Here is a 16,149-nt window from a genome sequence, read left to right as displayed (position 1 = left end):
TTATAAGATTAGTTAATCTTCTAAAGATAGGAAAAGGTTTTAATCGACGGAGTTGAATTCTTCTATTATTTCTTCAAATTCAATGCGATAATAGGTGCCCTTTTTTTCTGAATCCCTAGTAATGGTACCTCGCAATTGTCGAGCTAAGTTGTAGATGAGCTTTAATCCTAAAGATTTTGAAGTGGTTGGGTTAATATCCTCAGGATATCCTATTCCGTTATCGCCCAGATTCATTTCAAAGCGCTTATCGGATATTTTTTGCAAGGAAATGGTGATTTCACCCGTTTGATCCTCAACAATTCCATATTTCAGCGCATTGGTTATGGTTTCATTGATGATAAGGCCAAGCGGGATTACTGTATCAATACTAAGTTTATGGTCATCAATATCCAAATTTACCTTTACGTTGTTCGTATTCCCTTTAACAGAGCGTACCAAATAATCGCTTAACTCCTTCACATAGGGTTTGAGCTCTATTTTAGATAGATAGTCATCACGTTTATAGAGCATTTCATGTACCATTGCCATGGATACCACCCGGTTTTGACTGCTCTTTATAATGTTACTTATTTTATCATCTGCAATGGCCCTGGATTGTAGGCTCAATAAACTTGAAACAGTTTGCAAATTGTTTTTTACGCGATGGTGCACTTCTTTCAACAGCGTTTCTTTTTCATCGATCCTATCCTGAATTTCCCTTCGGGATTTATACAATTTGTGATGTGCTTTCAGTAAATTTTTCCCAAATACTCCTCCCAAGAGGTAAACCGCAAATACCACGCTCAAGAAAGCAAACCAACCTCTGTAATCCAAGGGAACCGTGTTTTCGGATATTTTAAAATCCCCAAGATCATACAAGAATATCAGGGCGACAACCACCAGATTGATGACCAAATAGATCTGTCCGTAAATTTTTGTGGTTACGTAGCCGGCAAATACTACAATGGCCAAAACGAAGATGAACGGACTCTGGATACCACCACTGAATAACGTTATCAAGATAGCTCCCACCATTGCCAATATGGAGGTAGTATTATAGGTTACCGTAAGATTTTCATGTTTTTTGAACAAAAAGGTGTTCACAAGATTTAGAACGGCAAATCCAAAAAACGTAAAGGGGATTACTCCTTTTATATCTAATAAGAAAAGACAAATAAGGCCAAACAGGACCGCAAACAAACAAGAATTGTAGTTAACCTTGAGCACCAATTGAATTTTGTCCTGTAAACGATATTTGTCCTTATTAGGAATTTTCATATGCTGCTTAGGTTGTTCTTCTTTTACCACAATTGTTCACTGAAACAGGTAGTAAAAATAGCTATTATGGGGGTGTTTACGGTGTAAATCTAACTATGTTTTTGCTATAATCAAAAACGACAGCCTAAATGGCTGTCGCTTAACAATTTTGGTTTCAAAATGTTTAGTCCTCAACCAGTACCCACTGACCTTTGTCAATGAGAGGTTCTGCTTGTTTGTACTTAACAGTTTTACTTTCTCCTGTCATTACATTTTTTATGGTAACCCTATCATTTCGGCCAATTTTTGGTTTTTCACGAACAATGGTTTCGGTTACTTGGGGTCTTCTGCCCTGAGTTTGACCGGCAGCTCTGTTTTGGGCAGCCAGTTCATCACTATTTGGGATTTCTTCTTTGGAGGTTTGTAGATTCTCTTTTGGCCTACGCACATTTCTGGCCTCTTGTATCTGATTGGTGTTTTCAGAAGGTAATTCTCCTTTAAACAAGAATGAAATCACTTCTTTGTTTACCTTGTCGATCATCTCCTTAAAAAGTTCAAAGGCCTCAAATTTGTAAATCAAAAGAGGGTCTTTCTGTTCGTGTACCGCCAACTGCACGGATTGTTTTAACTCGTCCATTTTACGTAAATGAGTCTTCCATGAGTCGTCAATAATGGCTAAAGAAATGTTTTTCTCAAAGTCGGTGATCAACTGCTTTCCATTGCTGTTATATGCTCCTTCCAAATTGGTGACCACATTAAGTGATTTGATTCCATCGGTAAAAGGAACCACAATGCGCTCAAATTTATTGGATTGATCCTCGTATACCTTTTTAATGACTTGAAACGCTACTGTGGCACTTCGTTCCATTTTTTGCTCATAGAAATCATAGGCAGCCTTATAAACGCTGTTCGCAATTTCTTGAAAGCTCAATCTTTTAAAATCCTCCTCCGTAACTGGAGATGTAATTGAAAAGTACTTGATGAGTTCAAACTCAAAATTCTTATAATCTTCTGCAGCTTTGTTGGTTTCCGCTATTACCTCACAGGTATCATAGATCATGTTGGCAATATCCACCTTTAAGCGCTCTCCTTGCAAAGCATGTCTTCTTCTTTTGTAGACCACCTCACGCTGGGCGTTCATAACATCATCGTATTCCAATAGGCGTTTACGAATTCCGAAGTTGTTTTCCTCTACTTTCTTTTGGGCACGTTCTATGGATTTGGTCATCATGGAATGCTGAATCACTTCCCCCTCTTCCAAGCCCATGCGGTCCATCATTTTGGCCACACGGTCCGATCCGAACAAACGCATAAGGTTGTCTTCCAAAGAAACATAGAATTGAGAACTACCAGGATCTCCTTGACGTCCTGAACGACCACGTAACTGTCTATCCACACGTCTGGAGTCATGGCGTTCTGTTCCAACAATGGCTAAACCACCTGCATCTTTTACTTCGGTACTCAATTTAATATCCGTACCACGACCTGCCATGTTTGTTGCAATGGTTACCACACCGGCATTACCAGCCTCGGCCACAATATCGGCCTCTTTTTTGTGCAGTTTTGCGTTAAGGACATTATGCGGAACTTTTCTAACACTCAATAATTTGGAAAGCAATTCGGATATTTCTACCGAAGTAGTACCAATCAAAACTGGTCTTCCAGCTTTAGAGAGTTCAGTTACTTCCTCAATAATGGCGTTATATTTTTCTCTTTTGGTTTTGTAGATCAAATCATGGCGGTCGTCCCTGGCAATAGGTCTGTTGGTTGGGATTTCCATCACATCCAACTTGTAGATTTCCCAGAATTCACCAGCTTCGGTAACGGCAGTACCCGTCATCCCGGCCAGTTTATTGTACATTCTAAAGTAATTCTGAAGCGTGATGGTCGCAAAGGTCTGGGTCATTGCCTCGATCTTTACATTCTCCTTTGCTTCAATGGCCTGGTGCAATCCGTCAGAGTAACGCCTTCCGTCCATGATACGACCGGTTTGCTCATCAACTATCATTACTTTGTTGTCCATTACCACATATTCCACATCTTTTTCAAAGAGTGTATAGGCTTTCAATAATTGGCTCATGGTGTGGATTCGCTCACTTTTTACGGCAAAATCCTTGAAAAGTTCTTCTTTGAGCTCAGCTTCTTTTTCAATCTCAAGGTTTTGGTTTTCAATTTTGGCAATTTCTCCACCTATATCAGGCATTACAAAGAAATCCTTGTCTTGATCTCCAGAAATATAATCGACCCCTTTATCGGTCAATTCAATTTGATTGTTTTTTTCATCGATGGTGAACAACAGGTCGGCATCCACTTTGGGCATTTCCCTGTTGTTGTCCTGCATATAAAAGTTTTCGGTTTTTTGAAGCAGTTGTTTTACACCTTCTTCACTCAAAAACTTGATCAATGCTTTATTTTTTGGCAAACCTCTGTGCACACGAAGCAAAAGGAAGCCTCCTTCTTTGGTGTCTCCTTCTTTAATGAGCTTTTTAGCTTCGGCCAAAACTCCGGTCAAATGCTGACGTTGTTTCTGGACAATATCCGAAACCTTGGGTTTCAATTCATTAAATTCATGTCGGTCACCTTCGGGCACGGGACCGGAAATGATCAAAGGTGTCCTAGCATCATCAATAAGTACGGAATCCACCTCATCTACAATGGAGTAGTGGTGTGGTCGTTGTACCAAATCTCCTGGCGTATGTGCCATGTTGTCCCTCAAGTAGTCAAACCCAAATTCGTTATTGGTTCCGTAGGTAATGTCGGCATTGTAAGCCGCTCTTCTGCCATCGGAATTGGGCTGGTGCTTGTCTATACAATCAACGGAAAGGCCATGGAACTCAAAAATAGGGGCCATCCAAGCACTATCCCTTTTGGCCAAGTAATCATTTACCGTAACCAAGTGGGCTCCCTTACCTGCCAAGGCGTTTAGATAGAGTGGGAGGGTGGCCACCAATGTTTTACCTTCACCGGTCTGCATCTCTGCGATTTTACCTTCGTGCAATGCAATACCTCCAATAAGCTGAACGTCGTAATGTACCATGTCCCAGGTAACTTCTTTCCCCGCTGCATCCCACGAGTTTTTCCAAACGGCATTGTCACCTTCAAGGGTTACATAATCTTGCGAACCGGAAAGTGAGCGATCAAATTCCGAAGCGGTTACCGTAATGTTTTCGTTAGAGGCAAACCGTTTGGCGGTTTCCTTTACCACGGCAAATGCTTCCGGAAGGATATCTTTTAATGTTTTTTCGGAAATTTTATACCGTTCTTCATTGAGTTTATCAATCTCCGTGTAGATTTCCTCATTGCGATCTATATCGGTCGAGTTTAGGACCTCTTCCTGAAGTTTGGCAATTTGATCGTCTATCTCTTTACAATCTTCTTGTATTTGTTTTTTGAATGAAGCTGTTTTTTTTCTCAGCTCATCGTGGGACAATCCTTCAAGTTGCTGCTCAAAGGATCTTATCTCTTTTACCAAAGGTTGTAGTGATTTTACGTCTTTTTCTGATTTATCTCCAACGAAAACCTTTAGTACTGAATTAATAAAGCTCATGAATAATTTTTCTTTTGGATTGCAAAAGCTGTTCCATTGTACAGATAGGGCAGGAACCTTCTGCTAAGCTGTCAAAATTACATAAAAAAAAGCCTCCTAAGAGACTTTTTAACTGTGTTTGTTTATTATGGGATTAATACTCGTCCTCATTCCAGAGGTAATCTTCCTCGGTGGGATAATCAGGCCAAATCTCCTCGATGGATTCGTAAATTTCGCCACCTTCTTCCTCCATGGACTGCAGATTTTCCACAACTTCCAATGGCGCTCCGGTACGGATAGCATAATCTATTAATTCGTCTTTGGTGGCTGGCCAAGGCGCATCACTTAAATATGAAGCTAATTCTAATGTCCAGTACATAGTAACGGTTTGATTTTAAATTTTTTGCAAAAATAATTTTTAAACTGAATTTGTCAAGTAAAATCGACATTATTTGAAAATTATTTTCTGTTTGTTAATCTGTAACGCAGAAAATCTGGATTTATTTGTCCAATTTTTCAGGAATCCATTTCACTTCTTGAGCTTGTAGATCCTTTGACAACTTTCGTGCCAAGACAAATAGATAATCTGATAATCGGTTTACATAGGAGAGTAGTCGTTCAGGTACGGGTTCACTTTCATGAAGATAGGAAATCATTCGTTCTGCCCTGCGACAAACTGTTCTGGCAATATGACAGTATGACACGGTTGTATGTCCGCCAGGAAGAATAAAATGGGTCATTTCAGGTAGTTCCTCGTTCATTTTATCCATTGCCTTTTCAAGAAACTGAATGTCCTCTTCGTTTATTTTGGGGATTTTTAAACGATTTTCCTTGGTAGGTTCGGTGGCCAAAATGGCTCCTACGGTAAAAAGCTTGTTTTGAATTAGGGAAAGCGCCTCTTTTGAGTTGCCATCAATTTCTTGATCGCGCAAAAGGCCCAAAAAAGAGTTCAGCTCATCAACAGTGCCGTAACTTTCAATACGAATATGGTGCTTGGGAACTCGTTTGCCTGTAAACAACGCAGTAGTGCCCTTATCCCCGGTTTTGGTATAGATTTTCATTTTTTCAGTGGTCAATTACCAATGTACAATTAACAATTATCAATGTAAACTGTTCATTGTCTATTGTTCATTGTTGTGCTTTCTTTTCCCTTCCATAAATCTACGGGACTTTCTGCGTCTTGTACCTCTTTTATTCTTAAAGAAAATAGCAAGATAAATGATGGCTAAAACTCCAAGGACATACCAAATTGTATAATCTGTTGTTGCTGCATTTTCCATATCTAAAATTACTTTTTTAAATCCGGATGGTGAAATGTTCTTTCTCCTGTTCTTTACGGATGAACAATACTCCACAGTGAAATAAATCCAAACTCACCGTGATTTTTGGTGATGCGATCAGTTTTTTCCATGCTTGGTGTTTTTTTTGATTTTGATAAATGGAATCAATCAAAATCATGCTGTCATTGTGCAGGTTTTCATGTAAAAGAATTTGTTCGATCATTACGGTGTCAAGTTTTTCAATGTACAAAACATCAATACTATCCTTTGCTTGATTCTGATTTTGAAGTACTTTTTTTATCGCTCCATCTAAAGATGGATTTCCCAAGGCTTTTATATGGTCAAAATTGAAATAGTCAATGCTTTTCAGTAATACATTGATGGATTTGTTGAAATGCTTTTTCTGTTTGGAATACAAACATTTGGTCACATAATTAAAAACAAAAGGAGAGTGAACCCCATGTTGATTGGTGGATTTTAAAAGGAATTTTATGTATGATTTTAGTTTGAAAAACATGTGACACCCCTAAAGTCCCGTCAAGGGGACATTTTGTAGTTACCCTTCCAAAATAGCGGAAAGTTCAAACCAACGTTCTGTTTTTTCTTCTATGGAGTTTGAAATTTCCTTAAGCTCAATGGATAGTTGTTTGATTTCATCACCACCTAAATCTGGTGATGTGAACTTGTTTTGGAGCACCTCTTTTTGCTCTTCCAGCTTTTGGATTTCCTTTTCCAGCCGTTTGTGTTCTTTCTGTTCCAAATAGGATAGTTTCCCACCATCATCCTTTTGTTTCCAGTTGTTTTTTTCCGCTTTTTCTGGATTGTCGGTTTTAGCCTCTCTTTCAGCTATGACCTTACTGTTTTCATAGACCCTGAAATCGGAATAGTTGCCCGGGAAATCCTCAATGATACCATTGCCCCTAAAAACGAATAGATGGTCCACAATTTTGTCCATAAAATAGCGGTCGTGGGATACCACAATTAAGCAACCTGGGAAATCGAGCAAAAAGCTCTCTAAAACGTTCAATGTTACAATATCCAGATCATTGGTGGGTTCATCCAGAATCAAAAAGTTGGGGTTTTGAATCAAAACGGTACACAAATACAATCGCTTGCGTTCCCCACCGCTTAGTTTTTCAACAAAATCATATTGTTTTTTTCTATCAAAAAGAAAACGTTCCAAAAGTTGTTGAGCTGAAATTTGCCTTCCTTTTTTTAAAGGAATGTAATCTCCAAATTCCCTGATGACATCAATTACCTTTTGCCCTTCTTTAGCCGTAATTCCTTTTTGGGTATAGTAGCCAAATTTCAGGGTATCGCCTACCACCACTTTTCCACCATCAATGGCCTCATTTTGGGTTAGGATGTTCAAAAAAGTGGACTTTCCGGTTCCATTTTGACCAATAATGCCCATGCGTTCACCTTTGGTGAAGTTGTAATCGAATTTTTCCAAAATGGTTTTGTCACCATAGGACTTGGACACGTTGTGCAGTTCCAGGATTTTACTCCCCAAACGCTCCATGTTCAACTCTAGCTGTACTTGGTGTTCAATCCTTCGTTGATGCGCTTTTTGCTTTATTTCCTTAAAGTCATCAATACGCGACTTTGATTTTGTGGTACGCGCCTTGGGTTGCCTTCGCATCCAGTCCAACTCTTTTTTGAACAATAGTTTGGATTTGTGCTGCTCCACAGCTTCACGTTCCATGCGAGCCTCTTTTTCTCGTAAGTAGTAGGAATAATTTCCCTTGTAACTGTATAATTGGTTGTTGTCCAGTTCTATGATTTCATTACATACCCGTTCCAAAAAATAACGGTCATGGGTCACCATGAACAGTGTAATGTTTTCTTTGGTGAAATAAGCCTCCAGCCATTCGATCATTTCAAGATCCAAGTGGTTGGTTGGTTCGTCCAAAATGAGCAAATCTGGTTTGGTCAACAGTGCATTGGCCAAGGCCAACCGTTTTTTTTGCCCTCCAGATAGCATACTCACCTTCAAATCAAGTTGATCTAAGTGAAGTTTGAAAAGAATCTGTTTGTATTGCGTTTCAAAGTCCCAAGCATTGTTACGCTCCATGGCTTCAAAAGCCTTTTGGTAAGCTTCGGCATCATCGGGGTTCTGAACTGCCTTTTCGTAATTGGCAATTACTTTTAAAATTTCATTGTCCGTGCTAAAAATGGTCTCCTCAATGGTTAAACTAGGGTTGAGATTGGGTTCTTGCTCCAAAAAAGCAATGTTAATTCCCTTACGGTAGGTTACTTGCCCTGTTTCAGAGTTGTCCTTTCCAGAAATAATATTGAGAATGGATGTTTTTCCACTTCCGTTTTTGGCAATAAGTGCAATTTTCTGGTCTTTGTTTATTCCGAAGGAAATGTCGGAAAAAAGGACCAATTCTCCGTAAGACTTTGAAATGTTCTCTACCGTCAATAAATTCATTGGAACAAGTTACGATTACCTATTGGACCTTGGCAAATTTTAGCAGGAAAACATAGCGTATGGCCAGTGTCAGTAATAATAAAATCAAAAGAGGTGAAAAAACCTGAACTTTAAAGACCCAGACCACAAGCACCAAACCAAGAAGGCCTAATGCAAATCGCAAATATTTAAAAAACCATTTAGGCAACTTACTATGAAAGATATAGATGAAGGCAATAATTATGTTTAAAGGAAATGCCCATAATAGGTTAAAGTTTTTGGGTGTTGATGTATGGTCGGCCCCAAACCAAATCAAGGCCAAAACGAGCCCTATGAATCCTGTGATAAAAAAGAGTGAAAAATCCAACCATTTGCTTCGCGAGCCATGTTTATAGTCCAAATAGGTGATGGTGGACGTGAACAAAAGCAATGCTATGAACCAAAAGAGCGGGGAAAGTGGAAAGAAACCATTTAGATTAGGTTCGTCATAATTGAGCACAGTGCGCTCCCGTAAAACCAAAGGTTTTCCATTTTTTGTGGTGTTGTTTACCTGTTCCATGGCATAGTAAGGTAAAAACATATGTTCTTGTACTGTGGCTTTTCGGTCCACAACAGAGCCAAAGGCCACATTTATACCAAAGGAGGACCAGGAGTTGTCACTTAAATTCTGACGTACCAGCTCTCTAAACGTATATTGTTTTTCCAGATGGGAGCCATCAAACGTAATTTCATCACCATATTGTTGCTGCAAAATATCGCCTACAATACTTGAGCAGTTGTTCAGCAAAGGATCATATAAATAATCTCGATTTTGCGGGAGATAGTTGTTTTCCAAAAATTGAAAGAGTTCGTTTTTCTCCTGGAGATTTAAATCCAAGATTTGTTCTTTCATCCACCTTCTTTCCATTTCATAGGCAAAAAGAAATCTATCGAATCTACTTCTTGACAATGAATAAATTAATCTACCCTTTACAAAGTTTAAGATGAAATTGGGTTTATTGAAGTCGTAAGTCCCATAATTGTACACCACATCAATACCCAAAGTGGAATCCTGGACGCGAAATGCGGTATGGCCGAAGGCTGTTACCAAATCATCTCCTTTGGCACAGGTAAGCACGCTTATCTGGGATTTTTCGGTAAGCTGGGGTATCTGCGAAAATGCGTTATGCCCTAAGAAAAAAAATAAGACCAAAAAGAAAACCCAGTGCTTCATTTGTAAATTTATCAGCGCAAATATCAGAATAATTACCACACGGCCGAAAAGGAAAGATTCAACACTTTGTTTTTTAGCTTATTTTTACGGAAATCTGACCGTAATGAAACAATATATTCCAAATTTTATTACCCTACTTAACCTTTTTAGCGGTTGTATAGCCGTTGTTTTTGCAGTGCTCAACCATTTGGAGCTTGCAGCTTTTTTTGTGTTTGCCGGAATAATTTTTGATTTTTTGGATGGATTGGCAGCACGAATGCTCAATGTGAAAAGTGAAATAGGTGTCCAGCTTGATTCTTTGGCGGATATGGTCACTAGTGGAGTGGTTCCCGGAATTGTGATGTTTCAATTGCTGCAAATGGCTGAAACAGGTGGATGGAATTTGGGTTTTTTTGGACATGAAACGGAAATGACCGCCCTTCCCTTTTTTGGATTTGTAATTACTTTGGCATCAGCGTATCGTTTGGCCAAGTTCAATGTGGATGAAAATCAGGTTTCTTCTTTTATAGGATTGCCTACACCTGCCAATACTATTTTGATTCTTTCATTGCCATTGATTTTGTTATACCACAACAATGATATTCTTAGTGGGATTATTTTAAACCAATGGTTTTTATTGGGGTTGACCGTGGTCAGTGCTTTTTTATTGAATTCAAGAATTGAACTTTTTGCGCTGAAATTTAATAATTGGGGATTTAAGGATAATGCCGTGCGCTATCTTTTTCTGATAGGAAGTGTGGTATTGTTGATTACCCTACAATTTCTGGCAATTCCAATAATTATATTGCTTTATATATTGAGTTCACTGCTCACACCTAGTTCGAAAGTGGATTAGAAATCCAATTTCTTTTTCCGGAGCTCGAAGTTTTGCCCCAAATACACCTTACGCACCATTTCATCCACAGCCAGTTCTTCAGGAACACCTGCTTTAAGGATTCCCCCTTCAAACATTAAATACGAACGCTCTGTAATGGCCAGGGTTTCTTGAACGTTATGGTCGGTAATAAGAATTCCGATGTTCTTGTTCTTCAACTGCGCCACAATACGTTGGATGTCTTCCACGGCAACAGGGTCTACACCCGCAAAGGGTTCATCCAATAAGATAAACTTGGGGTCGGTTGCCAGGGCCCGAGCAATTTCTGTTCTACGGCGTTCACCACCCGATAATAGATCACCACGGTTTTTCCGAATATGGCCAAGACCAAACTCATCAATGAGGGATTCCATTTTCATGTGCTGTTCTTTTTTGCTCAGTTTGGTGAGCTGCAACACACTGAGAATGTTTTTTTCAATACTCAACTTACGAAAAACGGAAGCTTCTTGAGCCAAATAACCAATACCGTTTTGGGCTCTTTTGTACATGGGGAAGGTGGTAATCTCCATGTCGTCCAAAAAGATTTTTCCTCCGTTGGGCTTGATCAGGCCAACAATCATATAAAATGAAGTGGTCTTACCAGCACCATTGGGGCCTAAAAGCCCCACAATTTCACCTTGGTTCACCTCCAAGGAAATTCCCTTAACAACTTTTCGGCCTCGGTAGGCCTTCATGATATTTTCAGCTCGTAGCTTCATAAGAATTCGCCAAAACTAAACATATTCTTTTTTCGGATGATGGTCTTTGGGATTTTTTTAAGCATTGTTTTCTTCCAGGGCTTCCCAAAACTCGTATGCCCTGCGCAAGTGGGGAACAACTATGGTGCCGCCCACTAAAGTGGCAATACCTAGGGTCTCCATAACTTCTTCTTTGGTGGCTCCCTCTTTTTTTGAGTTTTCCAGATGATATTTCACGCAATCGTCGCAACGTAAAACGGCAGAAGCGACCAAACCTAGCAGTTCCTTTGTTTTTACATCCAAGGCACCTGCTGTGTAGGCATTGGTATCCAAATTAAAAATACGTTTAATCAATTTATTGTTCTCCGCCAACAACTTTTCGTTCATTTTAGAACGATAAGCATTGAACTCCTCCACTTTATTTGGCATTTTTCTTCTCTTTTTTGGCTTCCCTTTTCACAACAATTTTGGAAATATAAATACTGGCTTGGTATAAAATCAATACGGGGATAGCAACAATTATCTGACTGGTTACATCAGGAGGTGTGATTACGGCACATAAAATCAATACGATGACCAAGGCCATCTTCCTATATTTTTTTAAGATTTCAGGTGTGACCAACCCAACTTTGGTCAAAAAATAAATGATGATGGGTAATTCAAACATTATACCGCAAGCAATGACAGATGCCCTGACGGTGGCCACATAAGAAGCCAAATCAATTTCATTGAAAACTTGCGTACTAACCGTATAGGTGCCTAAAAAATTGATGGAAAGTGGGGCTACCACGTAATATCCAAAAAGAACACCCAGAAAAAATAAAGAGGAGGCTGCTAAAATGAAGCCTCTTGAATGTCTGCGCTCATTTTCATGTAGACCAGGACTTATGAATTTCCATACTTCCCAAAGTACATATGGGAATGAAACGATAAATCCGGCCCAAATGGAAGTCCAAATATGGGCGGAAAACTGTCCCGCCATTAATCGGCTTTGTATGGTAAAGGGCAATTCGTCACCGCAGAATTCCGAATCAACACCAAAGAAAGTCGCTATTCTACAAAAAAACTTGTAAGTGGGAAAGTCCAGACTCTTTGGACCAAATAAAATAACATCAAAAATAAATCCTTTGGCTAAAAAGGCTACACAGGCTACTATTACTATGGCTACTATGGATCGTATTAAATGCCATCTAAGCTCTTCCAGATGGTCCAAAAAAGACATTTCGTCGGGGTTGTTTACTGTTTTTGCCATTACAGAATACCTTCATTTATAAGATTATGGATGTGCACTACTCCGGCATATGAGCCATTTTCAAAGGCCAAGAGCTGTGAGATGCCTTTGGATTGGAGTATTTCCAAGGCTTTTACCGCTAATGTATCAACATCCACTGATTTAGGATCTGAGGTCATAATATCCCTAGCTGTCAATTCACCAATATTGTTATGTTTACTCAGCATTCTTCTAATGTCTCCATCAGTAACTACACCCACTACTTTGTTATCTTCCAAAACTGCGGTTACACCAAGCATTTTTTCCGAAATTTCAACGATGACCTCTTTTACGCTGGAATTGACATTGACTTCTGGTTTTTGATTTTGGGCAACAATATCCGCTACGCGCAAATACAATTTTTTGCCCAAGGCTCCCCCTGGGTGGTATTTTGCAAAATCTGCACTGCTAAAACCTCTGAGTTCCAACAGGCTTATGGCCAATGCATCGCCCATGGCCAATTGTGCCGATGTGCTGGTGGTTGGTGCCAGGTTATTGGGGCAAGCTTCTTTTTCAACAAAGGTGTTCAAAACAAAGTCTGCCTGCTTGGCCAATACGGAATCCATATTACCGGTAATCCCGATTAACTTGTTTTTAGCAATTTTTATCAACGGGAGCAAAGCTTTTATTTCTGGAGTATTTCCACTTTTGGAAATACAGACCACAACATCATTTTTCTGGATGGTTCCCAAATCACCATGAATGGCGTCTGCTGCATGCATAAAAATAGCTGGTGTTCCCGTAGAATTTAGGGTTGCTACAATTTTGGAAGCAATAATGGCACTTTTGCCTACTCCAGATACCACAACCCTGCCTTGGGATTCCAAAATATGCTGTACGGCGTGGGCAAATTGTTCATCGAGTAAATTGACCAAATTCTGTACCGCTTTGCTCTCGGTTTCAATGGTTCTTTTTGCAATGGATAAAATAGACTGGATGTCGTTCAAAGTAATATAGGGTAATAAACAGATTATCTAATTGTATTCCTAAAAGAATGTCTTATATTTAAGTTTACAAAACTAAACAAACTATCTCTTACTAACGATTTAAGGAAGACAGAATGCTTCTTCTTTTAAACAAACATTCAAAATTAAAATTTTTAACAACCTTCAATATAGGTGTATTGATTTAAATCGAAAATACGGAAATGGGTCTTACAAACACCGATTTGCAATCTTCACTTAAAAAATACTTTGGTTTTTCTCAATTCAAAGGACTGCAAGAAAAGGTAATTCAGAATATACTTGACAATCAAGATACGTTTGTTATAATGCCAACAGGAGGTGGTAAATCTTTGTGTTATCAGCTACCGGCCATCATGAAAGAGGGGACCTCCATTGTTGTATCTCCATTGATTGCATTGATGAAGAATCAGGTAGATGCCATTCGTGGAGTGTCTGAACAGCGTGGAATTGCACATGTTCTCAATTCTTCTCTGACCAAGACCGAGGTAAAACAGGTGAAGGAGGATATTAGTAACGGAATTACCAAATTATTATATGTCGCCCCTGAATCTTTGACTAAAGAAGAAAATGTGGAGTTCTTAAAAGGTGTTCCACTTTCCTTTGTTGCGGTAGACGAGGCACATTGTATCTCCGAATGGGGTCATGATTTTAGACCAGAATACCGTAACCTAAAAAGTATTATCAACCGTTTAGGGGATAATATCCCAATTATTGGACTTACGGCTACTGCAACCCCTAAAGTGCAGGAAGATATCATCAAGAATTTGGGAATGACCGACGCCAAGGTATTCAAAGCTTCTTTTAATAGGCCCAACTTGTTTTACGAGGTTCGTCCAAAAACACAAAATGTTGATGCGGATATCATTCGCTTTGTGAAACAAAATCAAGGAAAATCTGGAATCATTTATTGTTTGAGCAGGAAAAGGGTAGAGGAACTTGCCCAAGTTTTACAGGTAAACGGGGTGAGTGCAGTTCCTTACCATGCAGGTTTTGATGCAAAGACGAGGTCGAAATACCAGGATATGTTTTTGATGGAAGAGGTGGACGTTGTGGTCGCTACAATTGCCTTTGGAATGGGTATTGACAAGCCCGATGTTCGTTTTGTGATTCACCACGATATTCCTAAAAGTATTGAGAGTTACTACCAAGAAACAGGAAGGGCCGGTCGAGATGGTGGTGAGGGACACTGTTTGGCCTTTTACTCTTATAAAGATGTGGAAAAACTCGAAAAATTCATGTCGGGAAAACCTGTTGCCGAACAAGAAATTGGCAACGCGCTCTTGCAAGAGATTGTTGCGTATGCGGAGACCTCCATGTCGCGAAGAAAATTCATCCTCCATTATTTTGGAGAAGAATTTGACGAGTTGAATGGCGAAGGTGCCGATATGGATGATAACACCAGAAACCCAAAACAAAAGGAAGAAGCCAAAGATGAGGTAGGGAAACTTCTCAGCGTTGTTAAAGAGACCAAGGAAAAATTCAAAACCAAAGAGATTGTAAAAGTGTTGGTTGGGCAGGTAAACGCCATGATTTCATCCCATAAGACAAATGAAAAGGAGTTTTTTGGTATTGGTTCAGAGAAAGATGAGGCCTATTGGATGGCATTGACAAGACAGACATTGGTAGCAGGGTTGTTAAAAAAGGAAATTGAGCAATATGGCATTCTTCATTTAACGCAAGCAGGTGAAAGCTTTTTAGCCAACCCATGTTCTTTTATGATGACCAAGGACCATGTGTACAGCGAAGCCAATAATGATGCTATTGTGACCGCCAGTAAATCTGCAGGAGGTGCAGCGGATGATAGATTATTGAAGTTGTTAAAGGATTTACGCAAAAAGGAAGCCCAAAAACTGGGAGTACCACCATTTGTGGTGTTTCAAGATCCTTCATTGGATGATATGGCCTTAAAATATCCCATCAACATGGAAGAGCTTATCAATATCCACGGTGTAGGCGAGGGAAAGGCAAAAAAGTACGGCAAGCCGTTCGTGCATCTAATTGCGGGTTATGTAGAGGAGCATGATGTAATACGACCAGATGATTTGGTGGTCAAGAGCACTGGAGCCAATTCAGGTCTAAAACTGTACATTATTCAAAATGTGGATAGAAAACTGTCGTTGGATGATATTGCCTCGGCCAAAGGTTTGGAATTACCAGCGTTGATCAAGGAGATGGAACAGATTGTCTTTAGTGGCACAAAATTGAACATAGGATATTGGATAGACGAAATCTTGGATGAAGACCAACAAGAAGAAATCCACGATTACTTTTTGGAAGCGGAAACAGATTCCATTTCCGAAGCCATAGATGAGTTTGATGGTGATTATGAAGACGAAGAGTTACGGCTCTACCGTCTTAAGTTCATAAGTGAGGTGGCCAATTAAAACTCGCCGCTCCATTCACCACTTCCAGCTATCATTGCCATAATAAATCCAAAATAGAGGATAAAAAACAACAAATAAACTAGCGATAGGGCCAAACCTACGTAAGCAAGTATCTTACCTGTTTTAACACTGCTATAATCACTATAATTTTCTGGGGTTTCTAAATATAACTGGTTTGCCGTTTTTGCTTTTACCAAAGCAATTATGCTAAAAATAATTCCGAAAGGGCCGCAACAGAAAATAGTGCCAACAACGGAAATGATTCCCATTGTTAGCACTGTACTTGCCCCGGGTAAGGGTTGTTGATTCAT

At 39.5% G+C, this 16,149-nt stretch carries 15 protein-coding genes; 2 read left to right on the top strand and 13 right to left on the bottom strand.

Annotated elements, in window-relative coordinates:
* Positions 1-39 precede the first annotated feature (39 nt).
* The 8 genes from ACOQO1_RS08225 to ACOQO1_RS08190 form a co-directional block, all read right to left on the bottom strand.
* Entirely contained in the window at positions 40-1,257 is a 1,218-nt protein-coding gene (locus ACOQO1_RS08225) for a sensor histidine kinase (protein ID WP_420602385.1), read from the bottom strand.
* Between the two features lie 163 nt (positions 1,258-1,420).
* Positions 1,421-4,783: a preprotein translocase subunit SecA gene (secA, locus tag ACOQO1_RS08220; protein ID WP_420602384.1), complete on the bottom strand. Its 3,363-nt coding sequence runs from the start codon at positions 4,781-4,783 to the stop codon at positions 1,421-1,423.
* A 133-nt stretch (positions 4,784-4,916) separates the two neighbouring features.
* Positions 4,917-5,141 carry a DUF2795 domain-containing protein gene (locus ACOQO1_RS08215; protein ID WP_013551418.1) on the bottom strand — a complete coding sequence of 75 codons (225 nt, stop codon included), beginning with the start codon at positions 5,139-5,141 and terminating at the stop codon, positions 4,917-4,919.
* 121 nt (positions 5,142-5,262) lie between these two features.
* Positions 5,263-5,823: a cob(I)yrinic acid a,c-diamide adenosyltransferase gene (locus ACOQO1_RS08210; RefSeq protein WP_420602383.1), complete on the bottom strand. Its 561-nt coding sequence runs from the start codon at positions 5,821-5,823 to the stop codon at positions 5,263-5,265.
* A gap of 60 nt (positions 5,824-5,883) precedes the next feature.
* Positions 5,884-6,042, bottom strand: a complete 159-nt coding sequence (locus tag ACOQO1_RS08205; RefSeq protein WP_420602382.1) for a hypothetical protein — start codon at positions 6,040-6,042, stop codon at positions 5,884-5,886.
* Positions 6,043-6,058: 16 nt separating this feature from the next.
* Positions 6,059-6,559, bottom strand: coding sequence for a hypothetical protein (locus ACOQO1_RS08200; protein ID WP_420602381.1), 501 nt, complete (start codon positions 6,557-6,559; stop codon positions 6,059-6,061).
* A gap of 39 nt (positions 6,560-6,598) precedes the next feature.
* Complete coding sequence (locus ACOQO1_RS08195) at positions 6,599-8,476, bottom strand: ABC-F family ATP-binding cassette domain-containing protein (RefSeq protein ID WP_420602380.1); 1,878 nt, start codon at positions 8,474-8,476, stop codon at positions 6,599-6,601.
* Between the two features lie 19 nt (positions 8,477-8,495).
* Positions 8,496-9,668, bottom strand: coding sequence for a DUF4105 domain-containing protein (locus ACOQO1_RS08190; RefSeq protein ID WP_420602379.1), 1,173 nt, complete (start codon positions 9,666-9,668; stop codon positions 8,496-8,498).
* Positions 9,669-9,771: 103 nt separating this feature from the next.
* On the opposite strand from ACOQO1_RS08190, the gene ACOQO1_RS08185 reads away from it, so the two are divergent.
* The gene (locus tag ACOQO1_RS08185) at positions 9,772-10,503 is read left to right on the top strand and encodes a CDP-alcohol phosphatidyltransferase family protein (RefSeq protein WP_420602378.1); all 732 of its coding nucleotides are present in this window, start codon (positions 9,772-9,774) and stop codon (positions 10,501-10,503) included.
* Here the strand turns inward: ACOQO1_RS08185 and lptB are convergent.
* Genes lptB through ACOQO1_RS08165 form a run of 4 tightly spaced genes read right to left on the bottom strand, consistent with a single transcriptional unit; the run spans position 10,500 to position 13,436 of the window.
* Positions 10,500-11,240 carry an LPS export ABC transporter ATP-binding protein gene (gene lptB / locus ACOQO1_RS08180; protein ID WP_097045799.1) on the bottom strand — a complete coding sequence of 247 codons (741 nt, stop codon included), beginning with the start codon at positions 11,238-11,240 and terminating at the stop codon, positions 10,500-10,502. The two genes, ACOQO1_RS08185 and lptB, sit on opposite strands and share 4 nt — an antisense overlap.
* Before the next feature lie 57 nt (positions 11,241-11,297).
* Entirely contained in the window at positions 11,298-11,648 is a 351-nt protein-coding gene (locus ACOQO1_RS08175; RefSeq protein ID WP_420602377.1) for a carboxymuconolactone decarboxylase family protein, read from the bottom strand.
* Positions 11,638-12,471, bottom strand: a complete 834-nt coding sequence (gene tatC, locus ACOQO1_RS08170; RefSeq protein ID WP_420602376.1) for a twin-arginine translocase subunit TatC — start codon at positions 12,469-12,471, stop codon at positions 11,638-11,640. Before tatC ends, ACOQO1_RS08175 begins: the two co-directional genes overlap by 11 nt.
* Complete coding sequence (locus ACOQO1_RS08165) at positions 12,471-13,436, bottom strand: KpsF/GutQ family sugar-phosphate isomerase (protein WP_420602375.1); 966 nt, start codon at positions 13,434-13,436, stop codon at positions 12,471-12,473. Before ACOQO1_RS08165 ends, tatC begins: the two co-directional genes overlap by 1 nt.
* Positions 13,437-13,636: 200 nt before the next feature.
* On the opposite strand from ACOQO1_RS08165, the gene recQ reads away from it, so the two are divergent.
* Positions 13,637-15,838 carry a DNA helicase RecQ gene (gene recQ / locus ACOQO1_RS08160; RefSeq protein WP_420602374.1) on the top strand — a complete coding sequence of 734 codons (2,202 nt, stop codon included), beginning with the start codon at positions 13,637-13,639 and terminating at the stop codon, positions 15,836-15,838.
* On the opposite strand, the gene ACOQO1_RS08155 is transcribed toward recQ, so the two are convergent.
* Positions 15,835-16,149, bottom strand: coding sequence for a CCC motif membrane protein (locus tag ACOQO1_RS08155; RefSeq protein ID WP_420602373.1), 315 nt, complete (start codon positions 16,147-16,149; stop codon positions 15,835-15,837). The genes recQ and ACOQO1_RS08155 overlap by 4 nt on opposite strands.

The sequence above is a fragment of the Flagellimonas sp. genome (assembly GCF_965222555.1).
GTDB lineage: Bacteria > Bacteroidota > Bacteroidia > Flavobacteriales > Flavobacteriaceae > Flagellimonas.
This window is presented reverse-complemented; position numbering and strand designations above follow the sequence as displayed.